16 protein-coding genes and 1 tRNA gene are annotated in these 21,508 nt (G+C 58.5%); 8 read left to right on the top strand and 9 right to left on the bottom strand.

The genetic code is table 11. The features are described from left to right. The first annotated feature begins 234 nt into the window (after window positions 1-234). A complete protein-coding gene (locus OZX75_RS03985) occupies window positions 235-930 on the top strand; it encodes an ABC transporter ATP-binding protein (RefSeq protein WP_277147117.1) in 696 nt (231 codons plus the stop codon). Continuing rightward, window positions 927-2,357 (top strand): ABC transporter permease family protein, encoded by a 1,431-nt coding sequence (locus OZX75_RS03980; RefSeq protein WP_277147115.1) that lies wholly within the window; start codon window positions 927-929, stop codon window positions 2,355-2,357. The genes OZX75_RS03985 and OZX75_RS03980 overlap by 4 nt, the downstream gene beginning before the upstream one ends. 61 nt (window positions 2,358-2,418) lie before the next feature. On the opposite strand, the gene OZX75_RS03975 is transcribed toward OZX75_RS03980, so the two are convergent. After that, window positions 2,419-3,120: a response regulator gene (locus OZX75_RS03975; protein WP_277147113.1), complete on the bottom strand. Its 702-nt coding sequence runs from the start codon at window positions 3,118-3,120 to the stop codon at window positions 2,419-2,421. Continuing rightward, complete coding sequence (locus OZX75_RS03970; protein ID WP_277147111.1) at window positions 3,117-4,379, bottom strand: sensor histidine kinase; 1,263 nt, start codon at window positions 4,377-4,379, stop codon at window positions 3,117-3,119. Before OZX75_RS03970 ends, OZX75_RS03975 begins: the two co-directional genes overlap by 4 nt. Window positions 4,380-4,507: 128 nt before the next feature. Between OZX75_RS03970 and OZX75_RS03965 the strand changes: the two genes are divergently transcribed. The 5 genes from OZX75_RS03965 (at window position 4,508) to OZX75_RS03945 (ending at window position 7,472) form a co-directional block, all read left to right on the top strand. After that, window positions 4,508-4,581: transfer RNA gene (locus tag OZX75_RS03965), tRNA-Arg, on the top strand. Between the two features lie 71 nt (window positions 4,582-4,652). Continuing rightward, window positions 4,653-4,961: a ribosome assembly RNA-binding protein YhbY gene (yhbY, locus tag OZX75_RS03960; protein ID WP_277147109.1), complete on the top strand. Its 309-nt coding sequence runs from the start codon at window positions 4,653-4,655 to the stop codon at window positions 4,959-4,961. Window positions 4,962-5,120: 159 nt separating this feature from the next. Further along, window positions 5,121-5,618, top strand: a complete 498-nt coding sequence (gene purE, locus OZX75_RS03955; RefSeq protein WP_277147107.1) for a 5-(carboxyamino)imidazole ribonucleotide mutase — start codon at window positions 5,121-5,123, stop codon at window positions 5,616-5,618. Continuing rightward, on the top strand, window positions 5,602-6,774 hold the full coding sequence (gene purK / locus OZX75_RS03950) for a 5-(carboxyamino)imidazole ribonucleotide synthase (RefSeq protein WP_277147104.1): 1,173 nt from the start codon (window positions 5,602-5,604) through the stop codon (window positions 6,772-6,774). Before purE ends, purK begins: the two co-directional genes overlap by 17 nt. A 278-nt stretch (window positions 6,775-7,052) precedes the next feature. Then, entirely contained in the window at window positions 7,053-7,472 is a 420-nt protein-coding gene (locus OZX75_RS03945) for a Fur family transcriptional regulator (RefSeq protein ID WP_277147102.1), read from the top strand. A gap of 377 nt (window positions 7,473-7,849) precedes the next feature. Here the strand turns inward: OZX75_RS03945 and OZX75_RS03940 are convergent, their stop codons facing one another. Both OZX75_RS03940 and OZX75_RS03935 read right to left on the bottom strand, forming a co-directional pair. Beyond that, the gene (locus OZX75_RS03940) at window positions 7,850-10,627 is read right to left on the bottom strand and encodes an MprF family protein (protein ID WP_277147100.1); all 2,778 of its coding nucleotides are present in this window, start codon (window positions 10,625-10,627) and stop codon (window positions 7,850-7,852) included. Between the two features lie 91 nt (window positions 10,628-10,718). Beyond that, a complete protein-coding gene (locus OZX75_RS03935) occupies window positions 10,719-12,110 on the bottom strand; it encodes an alpha/beta hydrolase (protein ID WP_277147098.1) in 1,392 nt (463 codons plus the stop codon). 489 nt (window positions 12,111-12,599) lie between these two features. On the opposite strand from OZX75_RS03935, the gene OZX75_RS03930 reads away from it, so the two are divergent. Then, on the top strand, window positions 12,600-14,633 hold the full coding sequence (locus tag OZX75_RS03930) for an LTA synthase family protein (protein ID WP_277147387.1): 2,034 nt from the start codon (window positions 12,600-12,602) through the stop codon (window positions 14,631-14,633). A gap of 172 nt (window positions 14,634-14,805) precedes the next feature. Here the strand turns inward: OZX75_RS03930 and OZX75_RS03925 are convergent, their stop codons facing one another. The 5 genes from OZX75_RS03925 to purM all read right to left on the bottom strand — a co-directional run bounded on the left by OZX75_RS03925 (window position 14,806) and on the right by purM (window position 21,507). Further along, window positions 14,806-16,272, bottom strand: a complete 1,467-nt coding sequence (locus OZX75_RS03925; protein WP_277147096.1) for an ABC transporter permease — start codon at window positions 16,270-16,272, stop codon at window positions 14,806-14,808. Next, window positions 16,269-17,678 carry a COG1361 S-layer family protein gene (locus tag OZX75_RS03920; protein WP_277147094.1) on the bottom strand — a complete coding sequence of 470 codons (1,410 nt, stop codon included), beginning with the start codon at window positions 17,676-17,678 and terminating at the stop codon, window positions 16,269-16,271. The genes OZX75_RS03925 and OZX75_RS03920 overlap by 4 nt, the downstream gene beginning before the upstream one ends. 88 nt (window positions 17,679-17,766) lie before the next feature. Next, a complete protein-coding gene (locus OZX75_RS03915) occupies window positions 17,767-18,477 on the bottom strand; it encodes an ABC transporter ATP-binding protein (protein ID WP_348519494.1) in 711 nt (236 codons plus the stop codon). A 430-nt stretch (window positions 18,478-18,907) separates the two neighbouring features. Beyond that, window positions 18,908-20,242, bottom strand: coding sequence for a phosphoribosylamine--glycine ligase (purD, locus tag OZX75_RS03910; protein WP_277147089.1), 1,335 nt, complete (start codon window positions 20,240-20,242; stop codon window positions 18,908-18,910). Between the two features lie 179 nt (window positions 20,243-20,421). Beyond that, window positions 20,422-21,507 carry a phosphoribosylformylglycinamidine cyclo-ligase gene (gene purM / locus OZX75_RS03905; protein WP_277147087.1) on the bottom strand — a complete coding sequence of 362 codons (1,086 nt, stop codon included), beginning with the start codon at window positions 21,505-21,507 and terminating at the stop codon, window positions 20,422-20,424. Window position 21,508: the final 1 nt, after the last annotated feature.

The following is a 21,508-nucleotide window of genomic DNA, read 5'->3' as shown; positions in this document are numbered from 1 at the left end:
GTAGTCGCTGTGTCGCATTGCTCGGCCATTCTTTGTATCTCCAATTGACGTGCCGGACATCGATCATTTCCAATTTGATATAGCTACGGCCTAGGGGAAAACAATGACTTTCGGCACTGGGCACGGCATCGTGAGATGTGTGAGGATGAAACCATGAATACACAACGTACTACAATATATCAATCTTCCGTTGATACAGGGTCTCAGCGGACGGACGGATCAGCACCCTCGGTGATGGCCAACGGACTGACGATGACGGTCTCGCCGCGCAAGGGCGACTCGGTCACGATTCTCAAGGACATCGATTTTCGCGCCTACCCCGGCCAGATGACGGCCATCGTCGGTCCTTCCGGTTCCGGCAAGTCGACGTTGCTCTACTGTCTGGCAGGTCTGGAGAGGTTTACGCAGGGTTCGGTCTCGCTGCTTGGCACGCAGATCGGCGGTATGAAACCCACGAAGCTGACCAGATTCAGACGCAACCATCTGGGATTCGTCTTCCAGTCCTACAATCTGGTGGCCAGCATGAGCGTGGAGGAGAACCTCGCCCTGCCGTTCACGCTGCGTGCTTCGCGCTTCCCGCGCAAGAAGGCGCAGAGCATACTGGACTATTTCGGCCTGGGCGCTCAGCGCAAGTCTAGCGTGACCGAGCTGTCGGGCGGCGAGCAGCAGCGCGTGGCGCTGGCCCGGGTGCTCTTGACCAGTCCGGACATCATTTTTGCCGACGAACCGACCGGTGCGCTCGACCAAGGCAACGGCCGGAAGGTGATCGAGGTGCTGCGCGACGTGGCGCGCGACCCCAAGAAAACGGTCGTGATGGTCACTCACAGCCCCGAAATCGCGAGACAATGCGATCGGATTGTCGAGGTGCGTGACGGCAGGATCGCGCCGGCTGCACGGCTCGACGATTCCCGTAACGGAGTGAACGCATGAAAGGCATATTGAAGGACTTGAAAGCCGCGCCGCTGGTCTGGGGTGCGGTTGGCTTGGTGCTGATTGTGGGCCAGTACACATTGTCGCTCTTCATGGCGTTGCAGGAATCGCTGAAGCGGGCCTGCGATGCCGGCTGCACCGGCACCCGTCATGCCATCGCCGACATGATCGACTTGCCGATGTTCTTTCTGATTGTGATGTTCGTCTTCGTGGTGCTCTGGGTGGTCTCCTCGGCCTTGAAACAGCGTCGACGTCAACTGGCGCTGTTGGTGCTTCAGGGCGCCACGCCGGTCCAGCTGCTGATACGTACGATCGTGGTAGTCGCGGTCTTGTTCGTGATGGCGAACGTGGTGGCGTTCGTCTTGGTGCCGCCTGTTGCTCGGTGTTTCTATTGGTTCTACCTGCCGATTTTGCAGGACACGGGGAGTTTTCTGCCCTACGACGGTACGGGCGTGTATTCGGCCTTGGTCAAGGGGGCGGAGTTCGGCGGGGTTACGGTGCTGGTCGGTACGGTGTTCACCATGCGTTCCATGGCACGGATCAGCCCGATCGAGGCGTTGCGGCAGTCGCAGAATCCGCCGCGTCACCTTGGTGCCCGCCGTTGGACGTTTGTCGTGCTGCTGCTGGCGGCGGCTGCGATGCTGCTCTCCCTGTCGAGTATGACGCTGAAGCGTGCGAGCCGCGCCGCGATCATGGCGGGCAAGGCCGTTTCCGATTCGACCGGGACCATGCTGCTGCTGACCGTCATTGGCGGCATGTTCCTCATGGTGTTCGCGCTGGCTTTGGCCGCGCCTGCCGTACTGGGACGGTTCACCTCATGGTGGACGTCCATTCCTGTGCCGTCTGCCACCTGGAGGCTGGCCGGGCAGCAGTCGAGCGGCCGTATCGACCGGCAAAGCGGCACGGTGATGCCCTTGGTGATCGGACTGGCCATGACGATGACGGTATCCAGCGCGATATCCACATCCGCCTCGACCATGGACCATGTCGCGCCGGGAGTCAAAGGGTATGAGGCCGCAGGGCTCGACAGGATCCTCGCCATCTTGGCGCCCGCGCTGGTGGTGGCGTTGGCCGGCGTCGTGGCCGGGCTCTGCATTTCGGCCGGCGAACGCAGGATCGACGCCGCGTTGACCTACGTGGCCGGTGCCGAGGTCGGCCAGCTGCGGGTTCTGTCGTTCCTGGACGGCGCGATCATGGCGGCAAGCGCGGTTTTCCTCGCCTTCATCATCACGAATGTGGCGTTGCTTTCCATTGATTCCGGCCTGTTGAAACTGGTGGGTGCTTGCGTGCCGAACCTGCAACTGGCCGGTTGGCTCGGCATCCTCGTCATCGCTGTTGTCGTAGGGGCCGTGGCCACGGGCGTTCAGGGAATGGCCACCCGGTATCAGGACTCCGTGCGCATCATCGCCTCCGCAATCGGGGAATGATGCATGGCTGATGTTCAGGGGATAATCGGAATGTCCCGATTATCCCGTCCGTATCGGGGTACTAGTCCAGCGTTCCGTTGAGTAGTGCGGTCAGTTCGGTGCGGTTGCGGACATTCAGAGCCGAGAAAATGCGGCTGACATGGTTCTTCACGGTTCCGGTCGAGAGGAACAGTTTTGAGGCGATTTCGGAATTGGTCATGCCAAGGGCCACGAACGAGGCGATTTGCTGGTCCCGTGGTGTCAGAGCCGAAGTTCGTGTGTTTTCTCCATTGTTGTTATCGTCGCTGTTGCCATCATTATTGGACTGTGTGATAAGACGCATGACATGTGCCGTGGCGCTGGCGCCGATGACCTTTCCGCCAGCAGCTGCGGTATGGATGGCGGCGTTCAGCTCGGAAGTGGAGACGTCTTTGAGCAGATAACCCACGGCCCCGGCCTTCATTGAGGCGATAAGGTTGTCATCCTCGTCGAAGGCTGTCAAGAGGATGCATTTGATGCCGGGATAATCGGCGTGCAGCCGGGAGATGAGTTCCGTGCCGCTCATCTGCGGCATACGCGCGTCGATGAGCGCGACGTCGATGGAATCGAGCGTGGCTTTGCCCAACGCGAGCACTGCTTTGCCGCTGAGCTCCTGTGCCGCGATTTCGACGTCGGGCATGAAGAAAACGAGTTCGGCAAGGCCGGTCAGAATGAGCTCCTGATCATCCACGATCAGCAGGCGAATGAGCTTGTTCGTTCCGGCCATTGGTGAAGCGTCCGTCATTTGTGTGCCGTCCTTTCCGCTTCCGCATCGCCTGTCAGCGGAACCGTCAGGGTCACGCTGGCACCGCCGAGTTCCTGTGATTCGCCGAGGATGAGCGTTCCTCCGGCTTGTCGGGCGCGCTTTTCAAGTGCCGAGAGACCGAAGCCGTGATCGATGTCGTCGACATCGATGCCTGGTCCGTCATCCTCGACGCTCAGTGTCGTTTCTTCCCCACTGACGATGAGCGTCAGATTGACTTTGGTGGCGTGGGCGTGGCGGACGGCATTGGTCAGCGTCTCCTGCATGGCCCGGAATACCAGGGTTTGTATATCGGCATCCAGTAGGTTTACGCTGCCGATGATGTCGGTGTGCATGTCTAGGCCGGCGTCGGCGAAGGAATGGGCCATCGCCTCGATGGAGTCGTTGGTGAGTGTCTGGCCCAACGCCGAGGGGTCGAGCGCCCGTGCCATTTGCCGGACTTCGGACAAGGCATCCTTGGCGATGGCGTCGGCTCTTGCGATAGGCTTGTTGATTTTTGCTCGTTCTTCGTCGGTGAGGTTTTCAGTGGCGGCCGCGGCGTTGAGCGCGGACTCATGGGCGTAGTGCATGGCGGTCAAGCGTTGGCCGATGGAATCGTGCATTTCGCTGGCCATGCTGGCGCGCTCACGGGAAAGCGTCAGCGACTCGATGGTCTCGACGTCGTGCGCGAGCTGTGCGTTGGCCCGCTGCAGCTTCGTTGATTGGGTGGTATAGACCATGAACAGAATACCGGCGAGCAGTATATAGAGCGCCATAACAAGGAAATACATGCTGTGGTTGCCGGATAGGTCATTCAAAATCGGGGTCAGTGCCCACATCAACGGAGCCGACACCGCAATGGCGACGTAGCCGAAAAGTGGTCCGAAGAGCAATGAGGCTTCCGCCTCGACGACGTAGGTCAGCAATTGCCCGCCGTGACGCATAAACGGCGACGCCCAGATGCACACGGCGATTAAAGCCAAGGCCGCAACGCGTTGCCAGACCAGTCGGGGAGCCTTGAGCATGGCGACATAGAGCAAAAGCGCCAGTGTCGGTTGCACCCACAACAGCAGGCGACGGCCCATATACGCGGAATCGGGGAACTGAAAGACGAATCCCAAAGCGAAAATCAGCATCGAATATCTGGGAAACTCGCGTGCCGGTGCGCTCAACATGGCGCGGAAACGAGATGATGCAGGCTTGACAGGCAACGAATGCTGGCTTTGTGTCGCGGTTGACTTTGCCTTGGTATTGTTGCTCATCCTGGCTCCTGAAGTAATGATTCCAGTCTAACAAAGAGGCTGCCGGTATTCGCGTCTGCTATCCGAACGCAAATCGCAGGGCGAAAACGCTCATTCGGCTGTACTGCTACAATATCTACTTGGTGTTTGGCCCCGTAGCTCAGTTGGATAGAGCAACTGACTTCTAATCTGTAGGTCGCGAGTTCGAATCTCGCCGGGGTCACTTTTGTAAGTGCCGCGGTGTCGTGGGTGGCAAAGCGGGAACAGTGAACTATCGGAATAAAGGATTTGGCAATGGCAACGAAACTCAACAAACGACAGATCAAACAGTTGAAGGCGCTGGCAAGCAAACTCTCGCCGCTGCTGTGGATCGGCAAGAACGGGGTCACTGACGCCGCGGTCAAGCAGGCTTCGGAGACGCTCGAATCGCACGAGTTGCTCAAAGTCGTGGTGCAGGACGGCTGCCCGATCGACGAGAAAGAGGTCGGCGAGACCTTGGCCGGCCAGATCGGCGCCGAGCTGGTGCAGGTCATCGGCCATCGTTTCGTGCTCTACAAGCCTTCGAAGAAGCCGGGAGCCGAGAAGATCGAGCTCGTTCGATAGTCATAAGCCAGCAGACTCATGCCTTGGATGCCATCGGTAGTCGCCGGTGGCATTTTTGATGAAATCGCATGTTTCGTATGCAGTCGGGTCCTCCAGCTTTTTCGTAGCTGTCGCGTAGAGTGGGGACTGGGTTTGTCCCCAAGGATACCGGAGGTATCAATGGCAGCTCATACGCCACAAGTAGCAGTGATAATGGGTTCGGCAAGCGATTGGGAGACGATGCGTCACGCCTGCCTTACCCTCGACCAGTTCAATGTCTCCTATTCCAAACAAGTCATTTCCGCTCATCGCACGCCTGAGTTGATGGCGGATTTTGCGCACAATGCTCGCAGCAACGGCGTCAAGGTCATCATCGCCGGGGCCGGGGGAGCTGCGCATCTTCCGGGTATGGTCGCCGCGCAGACCACGTTGCCGGTCATCGGTGTACCGGTGAAATCGCACGCGCTTTCCGGCGTGGACTCTCTGCTTTCCATCGTCCAGATGCCCGGCGGCGTACCGGTGGCGACCATGGCCATCGGCAATTCCGGGGCCACGAACGCCGGCCTGTTGGCCGTGAGCATCCTAAGCATCAACGACGAAAAATTAGCCAAAGCGCTTGACGATTATCGTGAGGCGTCGAAGGGGAAGGTGGAAGCATCCAATGCCGAGCTTGTCTGAAGAGACCAACGGGAAGATCAAGCAGTTGATGCCGGGCGCGACCATCGGTATCATCGGAGGCGGGCAGCTCGGGCGCATGATGGCGCTTTCCGCGCGCTATCACGGGTTCCGTATCGGCGTGCTCGACCCGACGCCGGATTGCCCGGTCGCCCAGGTCGCCGATTTTCAGGTCACCGCCGATTACGACGACAAGGCCGCCATCCGCGAACTGGCCGAACGCAGCGACGTGCTCACCTACGAGTTCGAGAACGTGGACGCCGACGCGATCGATGAGGTGCGTGGCAGCGTCGCCGTGCCGCAAGGCACCGACCTGCTGCGTGTCACGCAGGACCGTGTCTTCGAGAAGCAGTTCATCAACGATCACGGCACTGCCACCGCACCTTGGCGTCAGGTCGACGACCTTACGGGACTCGACAAGGCCATCGAGGAAATCGGTTATCCCGCAGTGCTCAAGACCCGTCGCGGCGGCTATGACGGCCACGGGCAGGTCGTTCTGCATGGCCCCGAAGATCTGGCGAAGGTCCATGAGCGCGACGAAAAGGAAGGAACGTTCCCGCCATCCGTCTTGGAAGGCTTCGTCGATTTCGCGTTCGAGGCCTCGATTCTAATCTCCGGCAACGGCAAGGATTTCGTCACGTTCCCCATCGTGCGCAACGAGCACCGCCACAACATCCTGCACCTGACCATCGCGCCGGCTAAGGTCAGCGACGAGATTACCAAAGAAGCCAAGGCGCTCGCGCTGCGTCTGGCCAAAGGGTTCGAGCTGGCCGGCACCTTGGCCATCGAACTGTTCATTACCAAGGACGGCCGCGTGGTGGTCAACGAACTTGCCCCGCGTCCGCACAATTCCGGCCATTACACCATCGAGGCCTGCTCCATCGACCAGTTCGACGCCCATATCCGTGGCATCGCAGGCTGGCCGCTGCCGCAGCCGAAGCTCCTGAGCCCAGCCGTGATGGCCAATGTCTTGGGCCAGCACGTCGCTCCGACGCGCGCGCTGATCGGCGAGCACCCCGAGTGGTGCGTCCATGACTACGGCAAGGCCGAGGTGCGCCAGGACCGCAAGATGGGGCACATCACGGTTTTGACCGACGACACGCAGCGCACGGTCGACGAGCTTGAAGCCACCGGCTGCTGGGATGATCTGCGGCAATAGACAACGTGACTTTTCCATATTGACGTTGGATCAAGGAAGAATCATATTATGTATTACGCTACTCGAATCGATTTGAAGCGATCTGAATCGATCTGAATCGATGAGAGTAGCGTAATTTTCCTTTTCAAGTCGGAGAAATGTGAGTAAAATGCAGAGTGCGTTATAAGGCGTTCTTCGGTTTTACGAGGGCGATTACGTCCGGCAAGCAGTGGTGATGAAAGAGGTCTTGAATAGTGACAGCCTACGAGCGGCATGATGGAAAGCCTTCTGCGCGGAGGATGCTTTCCCGCGGTGGCAGACGCGGCAGCCAGCACACCTGGCAGAAGGACGCCGTGTTGAAGGCGCTTCACGCTTGCGATGATTTCGTTTCCGCACAGGACCTTTATCGGATTTTGAGCGAGGACGGTCAGGGGATCGGCCTTTCCACCGTCTATCGGCAGCTCAATGCGCTGGCCGACGACGGCAGGGCCGACACCATCCACTTGAACGATCAGCAGATGTTCCGTATCTGCAAGGACGGCGAGCACCACCATCATCTGGTCTGCGAGAACTGCGGCAAGACGGTGGAGATCGAACCTCCCGAGCAATGGGTCCACAAAGTCGCGGAAGAACACGGTTTCACCGTCAGCTCGCACACCCTCGAAGTCTTCGGGCTGTGCGCGGATTGCCTGCGATTGGAAGGTGCGGAAAACGACTAAAACCGATTCGGCATGTGGCAATGTCGGAGATGTCGTCCCGTTTTCGTCTGCTGGTGTATTGATGGAATGACGATGAGTTTGAACGTTGTCTTGCTCGTCTGTTTGTCACTTTTTACGTGCTTGCTGAATCGGGCTATGTAAAAGATGACAAACAGCAGCAATAAATGTCATCTTTTACATAGGCAGCGAAGCAAGCACGTAAAAAGTGACAAACAGACAGACGCATTGGTAGAAGTTTCTTGTATTCCTCTACGCGGCTGTCTGTCTTTTATCATTTGCACGGCTTCGAATATGAACCTTTGAATGTAAGGGATAGCAGTCAGCCAATAATGACTCGCCGCTATCCCTTTTACGTGCCGTTAGGTTTTGGGAAGCGCCTATTTTTTGTTGCTTTTATCCGGTGAAGTCATGGATTTCACGATTTCAACGACCTGCTTCGGTTTGAGCTCGGGCACGTATGCGTTGACCACGGCGATGCCGATCTGCGCGAGCTTGGCCGAATCCGGATAGCAGATGTAGATCGGGGCCGGGCTGGGCTGGAACTTCTTCTTGAAGAAGAACAGTGACTTGAAAGCGTAGGCAGGCTCAAGCACGTCGGCCGCGATCTGCAACGCGTGTTCGATGATCTCCGTTCCGCTGGGTGATGCCGTCTTCGGTTTGGCTTCGGCGTTGTCATCATTCGTATTCTCGGATTGTCCGGTTTCGGACGGATCCTCTGCTTTCCCGGATTGATCGCCTTCGACCGCCTTGTCTGCGCCAACGGCGGCTTTCTCACCCATGCCAGCCAGAGGAGCGGCCGAAAGGCTCATGAATTCGATGGCGTTGGCCGGGTCCGCCAATCCTTGGTCGCGCAGGCGTTCGGCCATGCGGGCGATCAGGAACTCCATGATGCCGTTGGGACTGTCGGTGCGGTGACGCATGAAATCGAGCGTCCATCCGATGACTCGGCCATCACGGTAGGTGGGCAGCCAGCTGGTGACGCCGAGAACCGTGCCCTGCGTGTCGATGGCATACAGCAGCGCCACGCGGTCGTCTCTCAGTTCTTCGATGCCGCCGAGCGTGAATTTCATTTCCGGCAGCGCCTTCAACTGGGCCCATTGTTCGGAGATATCGACGATCTGCTGGTCGATATTGAAACCGGCCTGGTCGTAGGTGGTCAGCACGTCGGTGATGCCGTCGCGCTTGGCCTTGTTGATGGCGGTGCGGATATCCTGCCATTTCTTGCCGCGCGTCGCCCACTTGTTGGGGTCGATGACCATTTCGGTGCCGACCTGAATGGAGGACCAGCCCATTTTTTCGAGCTGCTCGCGTTGGTCGTCGTGGACGGCATAGAAGGAAGGGGACCAGCCCTTTGTGTCGCAGAACTTGGTGAATTCGCGCAGATCCTGTGTGTATTCGCTCGCGTCTCCGAAGGGACCGGTGACACTCAGGGCGATGCCGTGCAGCACGCGGTAGGCGATGGCGGAACGGCCGGTGGAGGAGAACCAATAGTGGTTGCCTTCCCAAGTGGTCATGAAACTCATGGATTCACCGCCGAGGGCGACCAGCGTTTCGGCCTTCTTGCGGTCTCGTTCGTCGGGGGTGACGTTGTCGCGGAACCAGAGGATGAAGACGATAAGCACCGTCAGCCAAAAGACGACGGTAAGACCTTCGCTTACCAATGCCGCCAACTCGGTTTGCGGCGCGATCAGCGTGGTGCGTTTGCGGCCGCCGAAGCCGGTGGGCAAAAGCCGGCGAAGCATGTCTATCATCAACAGCTTGACGGTCGGGCGTGGCTTGAAGTCCTCGGGAGCCGACACGGCAAAGCCGATATAGACGCAGCTGGTGACCAGCAGCATGCCGACTATGGCGGCAATGCCGGCGCGGACCCTGGACGAACCGGTCGAAACGCTGAAATGCGGCAGCTCACGAATCATCAGGATGATCAGCACCAGCGGCGGCAGGGCAGTGGTGATGAAAGCCGGCATGAAGTTGTAGCGGCTGGCCATGCTCGGGGTCAATGGCGTAAGAGTGAAGGGGAAGATGACATAGTAGACCACGGCAAATACGACGGCGGCGCCATTGAGCACGATGCTCACCCACGCGGCCAGCCTGCGTCCGTGGTAAAGTCCCCATGCCACCAAGGCAAGGGCGGCAATGGGCAGCAACAGGTGCAGCCACAGGCCGGCTATCGCCAAATGCTGTCGGGACGCGACCAGACGCAGGCAGCTCGTCACCGATTGGTTGACGCTGCAGGAGGTGAGCAGCGAGGAATCGCCCCAGATGGAGGAAGTGAAAAGGCCGAATGTGGTCAATGGCCCCAGATGCGAGGTCGAGGTCAGCGCCAGCAGAGGTCCGATAGCCAGCACCAGCTGGGCGAAGGCGAAGAGACGACGGATCTCATAATCGGTGCTGTTGCTCCACGCGATGTGGTCTTTGACCGGGCCGTGCATCAACAGACCGGTGAGCTGGCCGACAATCGCGGCTCCGAGCGTGCAATAGTCGCCGGGATTGCCGCTGAAAAGCAGCAGCGTACCGATGACGGTGTAGCCGAGCAGCAGGATGCGCCGCCTCCACAGTACGGATTCATAGGCGCTTTCCGCCATCAATGCTCCGATGATGATGGTCAACGGGGAAAGCAGGACGGGCAGGCGCTCCATGCTCTGCCAGTCATGCATGGCCATGTCGACAAGAACACAGACCAGAATCCCGAGCGTCGATCCGACGACTGCGCTGAACAGTGCGGCAAACGTCGTCTTCAGGGCTCCGAGCCGAGATTGCGCCACGGAAAGGATGACGACAATCAGCAAGGTATAGATGATGAGCATCAGGGGGCTGCGCACGAACACCGCGGAACGCAGGATCTTCGTCAGCCAGGGAATGATGTCCTGGCTGTGCAGGGGCTGCTGGAAGGGGTCGTGCGGCCTGCCGCCGCCCGGCATGCGTCCGAAGAGGATTTCGGTGAGGCTGAGGCTACGTCCATAGGCCGGAGCGTGCAGGTGCCGTATGGCCGAGGAGACCATGTCGCAGACATTGACGACAAGGAACACTGCGGCGACGATGATGGCGAAAAGATGGCTGCGTGTCCAGCTTAGGAGATCATGACCAAGCACCGTCCAACTTGAGGGTCCGCCCCTTCCGGTCTTTTTGTTTTTCCGATCTTCGTGATTCTGCATGCTTTAATGACTTTCGTTCTTCGTCTCGTTTGATCAGCATAACTGATTTGATAATAACATTATGATGGATTTAATTGTTTTGTAATAACATTTAATCGCCGAATGTATTGGTATTGGCCGCGACCACTTCCAGCATAGGATAGGAATCGATGCTTTTGCCGGTTTTGCCAAGACCGGTTTCGCTGCCGAACAGGTCGATTTGGGCACTCATGCCGGCGTTGACGGTGTGCCAGTCGTGTCCCGTGCCTTTCACGACCACCGTGGTCACCGCCATCCCTGCCTTCATGGCCGCCTTCGAGATGGCCTTCTGGTTCTTTTGCGATTTCGAATCGACCTGGCCCGCTGCGGAGAACCATGTCTGTTTCGAAGGCGAGTGGCGTTCGATGATGTTGATCGGGACATGCTTGTCGAACGCTTTTTCGTTGCCGGCGAAATATTTCTTCACCGTGCTTTTGTGCGATCCGGCGGTCGGCTCGATCTCGCCTCCCGCGGAATAGATATGGCCGTAGAGGTCGGGGTGTGCAGGTCCTAGCTGGGTGGCGCAGGTCCCGCCTTGTGAGAATCCGCCGATCAGCCATTTGCTTGGTGATTGCTCTACGGGAAGGTTGGACTTGATCCAGCGGGTCACGTCGCGGGTCAGATAGGTTTCCGCATTGCCTTTTGGTGTGTCGGCGCACAGGGAATTGTGGGTCAGCGACCCGTTCTGGTCAGGGGAGACGGCGATGGGGGCCAGACCATAGTGCTTGGCCGCGTAGGCATCGAGCTTAGCCCCGAGTACCCCGGCGCTGAAGAAGCGGTCCGGCGTGCCCGGCTGGCCGGCCATGACGATCATGACCGGCAGCTTTGGTGGGTTTTTCGTCAGCGCTGCAGGCGGAAGGTAGACGTTGGCCGTGCGGGCCTTGAAATGCGAAAGGGTGGCGGGGATATCGACCGAATGCACCGCGCCTTTCTTGGGCATCGTCGGAAGTTTGCCTTCCTTGCCGAGCTTTTTCCACTTTTCGACGGTGTTGTCGGCTTTGCCGTCTGTTTTGCCGACCGTGCCTGGATCGAGTTTGGAGAATTGGTTGTGGCCGAAGACCGATCCTATGGTGGTGTATTCGCCGTAGATGCCGTCGACTTTCAACGCGCAGGTGACCACCGCCAGAACGATGGTGATGATGGCGATGACTCTGCGGATCTTCCCTGAATCGATGCACGCGGCGATAAGCGCCGAGACCACGGCAAGCCCGTAGGTGATGCTGGTTTCCACAAGGCTGCCCAGGCTGACGCCGAAAACCATGAAGACGTCGGAAAGCAGCCAGACGACGACACGTCCGACCAGGCCGCCGACGACGCCCCATCCGAGTTGTTTCAAAAGGGGTTCGAGCCAGCCGTCCTTGGATTTGAGAATGACAAGGAGGGCAATACCGACGATGGTAGCTATCAGCATCGAGGTAGGCAGCCAGCCCTTGGTCAGTTGAATGTTGAAAAACCAGTCCATCATTTCCCCTGTTGCGTTAAAATATACCGTCATGATTCTAGACTCATGACTTCGCCAAGAGCAATCAGCCGCAAGAATGATTGCGGATTTGCCGCAGAGCGTTCAAAAGGGGATATAGTATCGTGTCGTTATGATTGTTGAAAACGCTGCAGGAAACACTATGGTTTTTCTTCCGGCGTTTCTTGCGAGAGCCGGAATATGAGGTTTTATGGCTATTGTTCTTGCTTTGAAGGGGACGATGGATACAGGGGTGCGGGATTTGGATGCCGCAATGAAACGTGATCGACTGAAGGAAAACCGATGAATAAGGACGGAAAAACGGAAAACACTGAAGAAAAAAATTCACGTGATATCCACGATGGATTATCGTCTGTGCGCGATGACGTCGTAAGCGCCGACGGGCATTCGTCTGATAGCGCGAAAACGAAATCCAAGAGGTTGCATATTCGTGCCTGGGCCTATGCACTGCTGTTTTTGGTTTTCGACATCGTCATGGCCCTCATTTTGCAGCAGGGTGTTTCCCAAAGCGACACCCGTGTGAAGCTTTCAAGCCCCCTGACCGGCGTGTGGGGCATGGTCTCCAAGATGTGGGAGAAGGGCAATTTCGTCTTCGTTCTGAATCTGCTGTTGCTGGGGTTCATCTATCTTGCCGTGATCATGGTGTTCAACCGTTTCTGGATCGCCACTGCCGTCATGCTCGTCTTGGTGATCCTGATTGCGGTGGTGGAGCATTTCAAGGTCGACGTTCGTTATGAGACGATTCTTCCGTCGGATCTGAGCTTCGTCTCCAACGGGGACGCCGGTTCATTGATGAGCTTCATCCCTTCCGGTTCAGGCGGGCTGATCGCCGCGGTCGTGGTCGCGATGGTTCTGGTTGTCGTCTTGTTTGCGGTGCTGAACCATTTCGATATGCGGCATGGCAAGGTATTCGGTTTCGCACCTCGCTCCGGCGGTGTCGCCGAAAGTCATGGACATGGCCAGAGTGCGGATCGTGCGGATAAGAACGATGCCAAGCTCGACGCCAAAAGCGGCAACGGCAGTATCAAACGCAAAAGCCTTGGCGCCGGCTTGCGTATCGTGCTTATCGTCGTGCCGTTGCTTCTGGTCACCGGTTTCAGCTATCAGGTCGGCCAGATCAATACCTTCACCAATGCCTTCGCCAAGACCATGGGCTATATCCCCTCGATGTGGGATTCCGTTTATGACGCGCAGCGCAACGGCCCCTTGGTCTCCTTCTTGGGGCAGGCCCATCCCAAGGTGATGGACCAGCCGAGCGACTACAGCGAGGCGACGATGAAACAGGTCGCCAAGCGCTATTTCGCCGAAGCCGCCAAGATCAACAAGACGCGTACCGGCAAGATGAGCGACGGCAGCGTCGTCTTCATCCTCTCCGAGTCGTATTCCGACCCGTCGCGCGTGCCGGGCATCAAGCTCAACCATGATCCGATTCCCAATACCCGCGAAATCAAGAAGCACACGACCGGCGGCTACATGCTATCTTCCGGTTACGGCGGCGGCACCGCGAACCTCGAATACATGAGCCTGACGGGGATGTCGATGGCCAATTTCGACGCCTCGCTGACCAGCCCGTACCAGCAGCTCGTCCCCGGTGAGAAGTGGACGCCGACCGTCAACCAGCTGTGGGGGAGCAAGGAGCACTCCGTGGCCTTCCACCCCTACGAGCCGTCGATGTATCTGCGTGCCAACAACTACAAGAAGTTCGGTTTCTCGCACTTCTATTCGCTGGAACCGCCGGAGGTCATCGCCCACCGTGGCAAGATCGACTCCTCGCCTTACGTCTCCGACGCCTCGGCCTACCAGAGCGTCTACGAAGCGATGAAGAAGAACTCTTCGAATGAATTCGTTCAGCTCGCGACGATGCAGAACCATATGCCGTATCACAACTGGTACAAGGGCAATACGTTCAAGGCGAAGTCCACCGATTCCTCGCAGCCGCTCGGAGCCGACGAGAACAAGTCCATCAACACCTACGCCAAGGGCGCGAACATCACCGACAAGGCCACTGCCAAGTTCCTTCGTCAGATGGATTCGCTCAAGAAGCCGGTCACCGTCGTCTTCTACGGCGACCACCTGCCGGGCATCTACAAGACCGCTTCGGCCGATGAGAAGAACTCGCTGGCCCTGCATACCACCGATTACTTCATCTGGTCGAACAAGGCGAGCGGGCGTCAGGGTTATAAGAGCCCGGACGGGAACTATTCCTCTCCGAACTTCTTCATGGCGCAGGCCGCCGAGCAGACCAACGCCAAGGTCACCCCGTTCCTCGCCTTCCTCACCCGTCTGCATGGCAAGGTCTCCGCGATGGAGCCGCCCGTGGTCAACCAGATCCAGGGTTGGTCGCGCATCCCCGAAGGCCAGCCGATCTACCTCGATGCCAAGGGGCACCCGATGGCCGCGAGCGACTTCGACCAAGCGACCAAGCAGCTGATGCACGACTACAAGCTGATTCAATACGACGTCACCGCCGGCAAGGGGTATCTTAAAGACGTCGGGTTTATGGGCTGAGCCGTTAAGCGGATAGTCCTGTGGACTATCCGTAGGCGAAGTGAGCGCGAATTATCCGCGCGAAGGCAAAATCTAGGATTATGCCCGGCCAAGTCTACGCCCGAGAAAGTTTATTCCAACCTCCAACTCATGAAACGTCTTTACAACATGGCATCGGCATATTTTTCATCGATCATTCCTGATTCTTGATGGCGTCGAGGGCGGGGATGCGCACGGCCTTGTTCGCCGGACCGAACCCGAAGATCAGGCCGATGACGGCGCAGAAGACGACGGCCGCCACGTAAAGCCACCAGGGGATGATGGAAAGGTTCGTGGACGCTTCCTGTCCGTCGCCGATCATCATTGGACCGGCGGCGTTTTTGGCGATGACATTGATGCCAAGCGAGGCCAGGCCGCTCAGCACGCAGCCGACCAGCCCGCCGAGTATGCCCAGCGACGCCGCCTCTGCAAGGAACATCAGGCGTATGTCGCGCACGGAGCAGCCCAGCGCCTTCATAATGCCGATTTCTTTCGTGCGTTCGGTCACCGACATGATCATGGTGTTGGCGATGCCGATGGCCGCCACGAGGAACGCCACTGCGCCGATGCTGCCTAGGGCCAGTTGCATCAGATTCGATTCCTTCTGCGCCGCTTTGCGTGAGTCCTCACTGGAGCTGGTGCCGAAGCCCTCGGCGTTCAGCTCATCCTGCACTTGCTTGACGTTTTCGATGCTGTCGACCTTGACCAACGCGCTCGAAGAGGCGGGTATGGCCTCGCCGGTTGCGTCCAGTGTCTTGCGGAGTTTCTCCAGGTCCTGCAGATCCATCAGGAAGCCGATGTCGGTGGAGTTGCCGGCGGCGACGTTGCGTTTCAAAGAGCCTACCGCGTTGAATTTGTAGATGCGGTTTGTCGGTGCGCTGGCGTTGGAGCTCGACGTCGGGGCAGAGTCCATGCCGGTTGTTTTCGCGTCTGCGCCGGAGTCGTCACCCGATGATTTTGATGCCTCATAGCTCATTTTCAGCGGATCGAAGAACGGCTGGTCGTCGGAGGGTTCGCATTTGCCGGTGGCCTCGTTGTATTCGCAGCCCATCTCTGGGGACATGCGCCTTTCCTCGCCCGCAGTGCGGAACTTGTCTTTGAACGCATACGCCGTGTATTTGCCCGCCAGCACCTCGCCGCTTCTCAATGGTTCCCGCCCCGCGGTCAGTTGAAAACCCATGGCCTTGAGCTGCGCCATGTCGATGCCCTCGAAGACGACGTTGCTGTATTCATCGGTGGTGTAGCGGCCCGAGCCAGTAGAGACGTTGACGAGTGGCTCCAGTTGTACTTGTTGGGTCGCCGCCACGACATGGTCGATATCGCGGAAATTACGGACGGTGCTTTTGGTGATTTTCGGCGCACTGCCAGATCCGTTGGGCGACGAAGATCCTTGGCCGGAACTCGAATCGCCTTGGGATTCGCTGGATACCGAGATGAGGGTCATGTCGCCCATGGCTTTGAGCATCTGCTCGCTTTGGGCGCTCATACCCTGCCCCAGCGAAATCATGATGAGGATGGAGCATGACCCTACGATCACACCGAGTACGGTGAGTACGGTTCGTGATTTGCGGCGTTTGAGATTCTGGCCCGCGAGTCGTACGATGTCGCTAGCTTTCATCATTGGTCCTCATCGCGGCTTGAAAGGCTTTGTGCGGATGTTGAAGTCTGTGGCTCCTGCGTATCCGCGGGTTTTAAGATAACGCTATCCGCGTTGGACGATACCGGAGACGTACCGTTCCCGGCGACAGGCTGTATCACCTGTGTCGGTGTGCCGTTGGCTCCTTGCGTATTTGCCGGTGGCAGAGCGGCGAACGTGGTATCGGCGGATTCGCCGTCCCAATCGTCGTCGTCGTCATCGTCATCGGCGAGGGCGGCGAGCCTGGCTTTTTTCTTGTGATGGCGGTGCACCAATATGACGATCAGCGCGATGATGAGCACCAGTACGGCGACGCCGATAATGAGGAAGGGAAGCGGATTGGGTGCATGCGCTTCCTGGGAGGCCATGGCCTCTGGCGGCGGAGCCGGGGCCTCTACCTGCAGGCTGACCGGAAACTCCTTGCTCTGCGGTTTGCCGTTGGAATCCTCGTAGGAGACCTTGAGCTTGGCGTCAAGTTTGCCTATGCGCTCTGGCGTGAAGAGGTAGCCGATGCTGCCGTTGGCTCCGCTGGCCACGTTGCCGAGGTACTGCGTGGGCGTGGCGGCCTTGAACCCTTCGCCCTCCAAGGTGGCTTCGAGGTTCGAGACGTCGCCTTTGCCTTTATTCACATAGGCCAGGGTGATGGTGGTCTCCTCGCCGCGGCGTGTGGTCTCCGGGATGGTCGGGGTATTCAACTGCATGCGGTCGGGCTGGCTGAGCGGTACCGATACTTTGATGTCGGCGGAAGCCGAGGAACGCTGGTTGTTTTCGACATATTCATAGGTGAAGTGGATCGAGACGCCCTGAGCACCGGTCTTGGCGTCGGCCAGCGCCTGCATCGGCACGGTTTCGGTCAGTGAGTATCCCGCTGCGAGGAAGTCGACGTAGAAAGTGTTGGTACCTCCCGCGATGGTCAGCATGTCGCCTCCGTCGACGGTGACGACCATGTTCTGCACGGCCACCTGGCCCTTGTTCTGGAAGGTGAAGCCGAGATTGAAATTGCCGCCGACCGGTATCGATCCGTCGCCATAGGTGAAGTTGGTGATGATGATGTTCGGCACGGGTCCGGCCATCGGCTCGTTGACAGGGCCGCCGCTGTTGTCGCTGCCGGATTTGGTTGCGCTCGCTTCCGTCTCGTCGGCATATGCGTGGTGTTGCGGCATCAGCAGGGCTGGGCCCAAGATCAGGCAGAGCGCGGTGGCGATGGCGAGTAAGGCGGAAACGAGGCGAGTAGGGTGATGCGCCGATAGGGGATGAACGATGGAGTGGATGGCATGGATGGTATTGACGGCGTGGATATTGCGCAGTGATTGATGTGCCGTGGCGTCGGCGGCTATGCCTTGGGCTTCTGCTGCTGTCTGCTCAAACGATGGAATGTTGCGGTTGTTCATGATGACTCCTTTGTCTGGTTGCGTTTTCGTCTGCCCCTATGGTGGTGTGGTTGTCTGCTTCGTTGCGTCTGATGTGTCACTGCTATCGCTACTGCGGATGTCCGGAGTCTGCAGTAGCGAAATCGGAGGAACGGTTGGCGGTGTCACTGACGATATGGCCGTCAAGCAGGGTGACGACACGGTCCGCGTATGCCGCCATATGTTCGTCGTGCGTCACCAGCACCAGCGTCTGGCGGTAATGTCGGGCGAAGGTGCGCATCATGGTCATCACCTCGACCTTGGTTTTGGAATCGAGGTTGCCGGTCGGTTCGTCGGCGAAAACGACCTCGGGATGCGCGATGAAGGCACGGGCGATGCCCACGCGCTGCTGCTGGCCTCCCGACATCTGCGAGGGGAAATGCTTGAGGCGCTTGCCCAGCCCCACGCGTTTGAGCATCTTGCTCGCCTTGGCTTCGCGTTCGGCCTTGCCGACCCCGGAGAACATCAGCGGCATCGCCACGTTCTCCACTGCTGTCAGGTGGGGGAGCAGATTATAGGACTGGAAGACGAAACCGATGTGTCGTTGGCGGAACACGGCCAGTTCGCGTTCGCTCATCGTCGAAATGTTGTCCCTGCCGATACGCACCGACCCTTTCGTCGGTTTCTCCATGCCGGCCATCTGGTTGAGCAACGTCGATTTGCCTGAACCGGATTCCCCGAAGATGCAGCAGATCTGCCCGCGAGGGATTTCCAGATTGATGCGTGCCAAGGCGACCACCTTGTCGTCGTCGACCGCGTAGACCTTGCGCAGGTTATGGATGCTCACAAATTCGCGCGGCCGGTGTGACGACGGCGCATGGTTGGAGACGGCGTGCCCGTCGTCGCTGTCTGAACTCTTGATATTTCTCTGCATTGCCACGCCCATCTTCAATGATTGCCGTTTTCCAACATCGGATATTTCAATAATATATTGGAATTCCACTAATTGTGCAAACATTGCCAAGGATGACTGAGCAGCCTTTCTGTTGTCTCTATGCTTTGGTTTGGCAATGACGGTATTGGGCTCGTGCTTTCGCTTGTCATCGAAATTGCGTGAATGACCCGCTCCTGTGGACAGGATGGCGCTATATGACGTTCGGGCCATCGCTGAACCTCACGGTGTTGTTGCTTGCGGGGAACGGTTCGTATGATGGTGGATTTGATGGTTGCGGCATGGCCAAGCGTTGTAGTCATACCGTATGGTCTCGTATTTATTGTTCTTTGTCATCTTCAACGACGGCCTGCAAAGCCTTGGCGCCGATGTCGTGGCGGTAGAAGAAACCAGTGGTATCCAAGGCGTCCAGGGTGTCGTAGATTTTGGTTTGGGCGGCCTTGAGGGTCGGGGCGAGCGTTTCGTAGACCAGAACACGGCCGGAGGAGGAGACCAAGCTGGTTGTCGGCGAGGCTGAATCGGCGGATTCGACGGTTTCGGGATGCTTGGATGTTTTCACGCCGGCATAATAGATGTGGGATTCCGCATCGGTGTCGATAGCCGGAACCGGGGTGCCTTTCTTGGGATTGCCGGGGTAGCCGTCGGCGGCCAAGACCACGCCAAGCGCCGTGGTGTCCGTGCGCCAGGTGAAGGTGGGCGTCTCGTCGTTCAGAATCGCGTTGATGCCTGCGCCCAGATCGCTGGTCAGGAGCGGTAACACCGCCTCCGTCTCGGGGTCGCCGAAGCGGGCGTTGAACTCGATGACTTTCGGACCGTCGTCGGTGGCGATGAGCCCGGCGTAGAGGATGCCGGTGAACGGCGTGCCCTCTTCAGCCAACGCCTTGACGGTGGGACGCACAATGGTGTCAATGGCGGTTGTGACGGTTTCGTCGCTGATTTGGGGGACGGGGCTATAGGCTCCCATACCACCGGTGTTCGGGCCTTTGTCGCTGTCATAGGCACGCTTGTGGTCCTGCGAAATCGGCATCGGCCAGAACGCGGTGCCGTTGACGAAGCTCATCAGCGAGAACTCCTGGCCCTCGAGGAAGTCTTCGAGCACGACTTTGAGATCGGCGTTGCCGAAACGGTGCTCGACGAAGATGTCTTCGAGGGCGTCAAGCGCCGTCTGGGTGTCGAGCGCCACGGTCACGCCTTTGCCGGCTGCCAGTCCGTCGGCCTTGACGACGATGGGCGCCCCGTGCTCCATAACATACGCGGCCGCGGCTTCGTAGTCGGTGAAAGTGCGGTAGGCTGCGGTCGGAATGGCGTGGCGGGCCATAAGCTGCTTGGCGAAATCTTTGGAGCCTTCGACCTGGGCCGCGGCACGGGTGGGGCCGAATGCTTTGAGACCGACTTCGCGGAAATCGTCAACAATGCCGTGCATCAGCGGGACTTCGGGGCCGACCAGTGCCCAGTCGTAGTTGCTGGAGCGCATGAACTCGATCAGGGCCGCATGGTTGGAAGGGTCGATGCGGGTGGTGCGGATGCCGTCGAGCTCCATGCCGGGATTACCGGGGGCGACGGTGACTTCGTCCACGCTTGCACCTTTGAGCAGCGTGGCCGCGATGGCGTGTTCGCGCGCTCCCGATCCGATGACCAAAACCTTCATACCCATTTCGTCTCCTTTTTAAGATTCCGCCAGTGGAAATTGTATTGCCGATTCGTTATTGATTGGCTCGTGGACGTTTTCATGAATTCACTGTCAAGTATAGACGAACGGAATTCTGCGTAATCGACCGCGTATGCCGAAAAGCGATCATAAATAGATGACAGATGAACGGTTTACGGCATACGCTACTGGAACTGCACCCGTCCATGTCCGTTGCGCGCCTCCGGAACGATCGAGCCGATGATATGACCGGTCTCGTCGACGGTTTCGAGCGTCTCGAGCGTTTTCTGCGCGTTTTGCGAGTCGACGGCCAGGACCATGCCGATGCCCATGTTGAAGACGTTGAACATTTCGGCGTGCTCGATGCCGCCGGCGCGTTCGATGACGTCGAAAATCGGCGGAATATTCCATGTGCCGACCTTGATCGAGGCGGCGAGGCCGTCAGGAATCATACGGGGGATATTTTCGATGAACCCGCCGCCGGTGATGTGCGCGACACCTTTGATCAGCCCTGCGGCGAACAGCGGCTTCAACGCATGGACGTAGATTTTCGTCGGGGTGAGCAGGACGTCGCCAAGCGTTGTCGCATGGTCATCATCGGCGTGTCCGTTCTTAGAGTCCTTGAATTCCGGAAGGGCGGCAAGAGAGGTGTCGACGCTGTAGCCGGCCTCGCCGAACAGGGCCTCGCGTACCAGCGAGAATCCGTTGGAATGGACTCCCGAGGATTCCAGACCGATCAGCGTGTCACCTTCACGGATGCCCGAGCCGTCGACGATAGCGGATTTCTCGGCCACACCGACCGCGAATCCGGCCAGATCGTATTCGTCGGGTGCATACATGCCCGGCATTTCCGCCGTTTCGCCGCCGATCAGCGCCGAATCCGCCTGAACGCAGCCATCGGCCACGCCGGAAACGACCTGCTCCAGAAGTGCGGGATTGTTCTTGCCGCAGGCGATATAGTCGAGGAAGAAGAGCGGTTGCGCGCCCTGGGCGGCGATGTCGTTGACGCACATCGCCACGCAGTCGATGCCGATGGTGTCGTGTTTGCCGGCCATCTTGGCGACCATGAGCTTGGTGCCCACGCCGTCGGTTCCACTGACCAGCATCGGCTCCTTGTAGCCGAGGCTCGCCAAGTCGAAAAGCCCACCGAAACCGCCGATGCCGCCGACCACGCCAGGACGGTTGGTGCGTGCGACGTGCGATTTGATGCGCCGGACGACCTCGTAACCGGCCTCGACGCTGACTCCCGCTTGTTCGTATGCTTTCGGCATG

Origin of the sequence: Bifidobacterium sp. ESL0800 (genome assembly GCF_029395355.1) — a bacterium.
In the GTDB taxonomy this organism is placed as follows: Bacteria; Actinomycetota; Actinomycetes; order Actinomycetales; family Bifidobacteriaceae; genus Bifidobacterium.
This window is presented reverse-complemented; position numbering and strand designations above follow the sequence as displayed.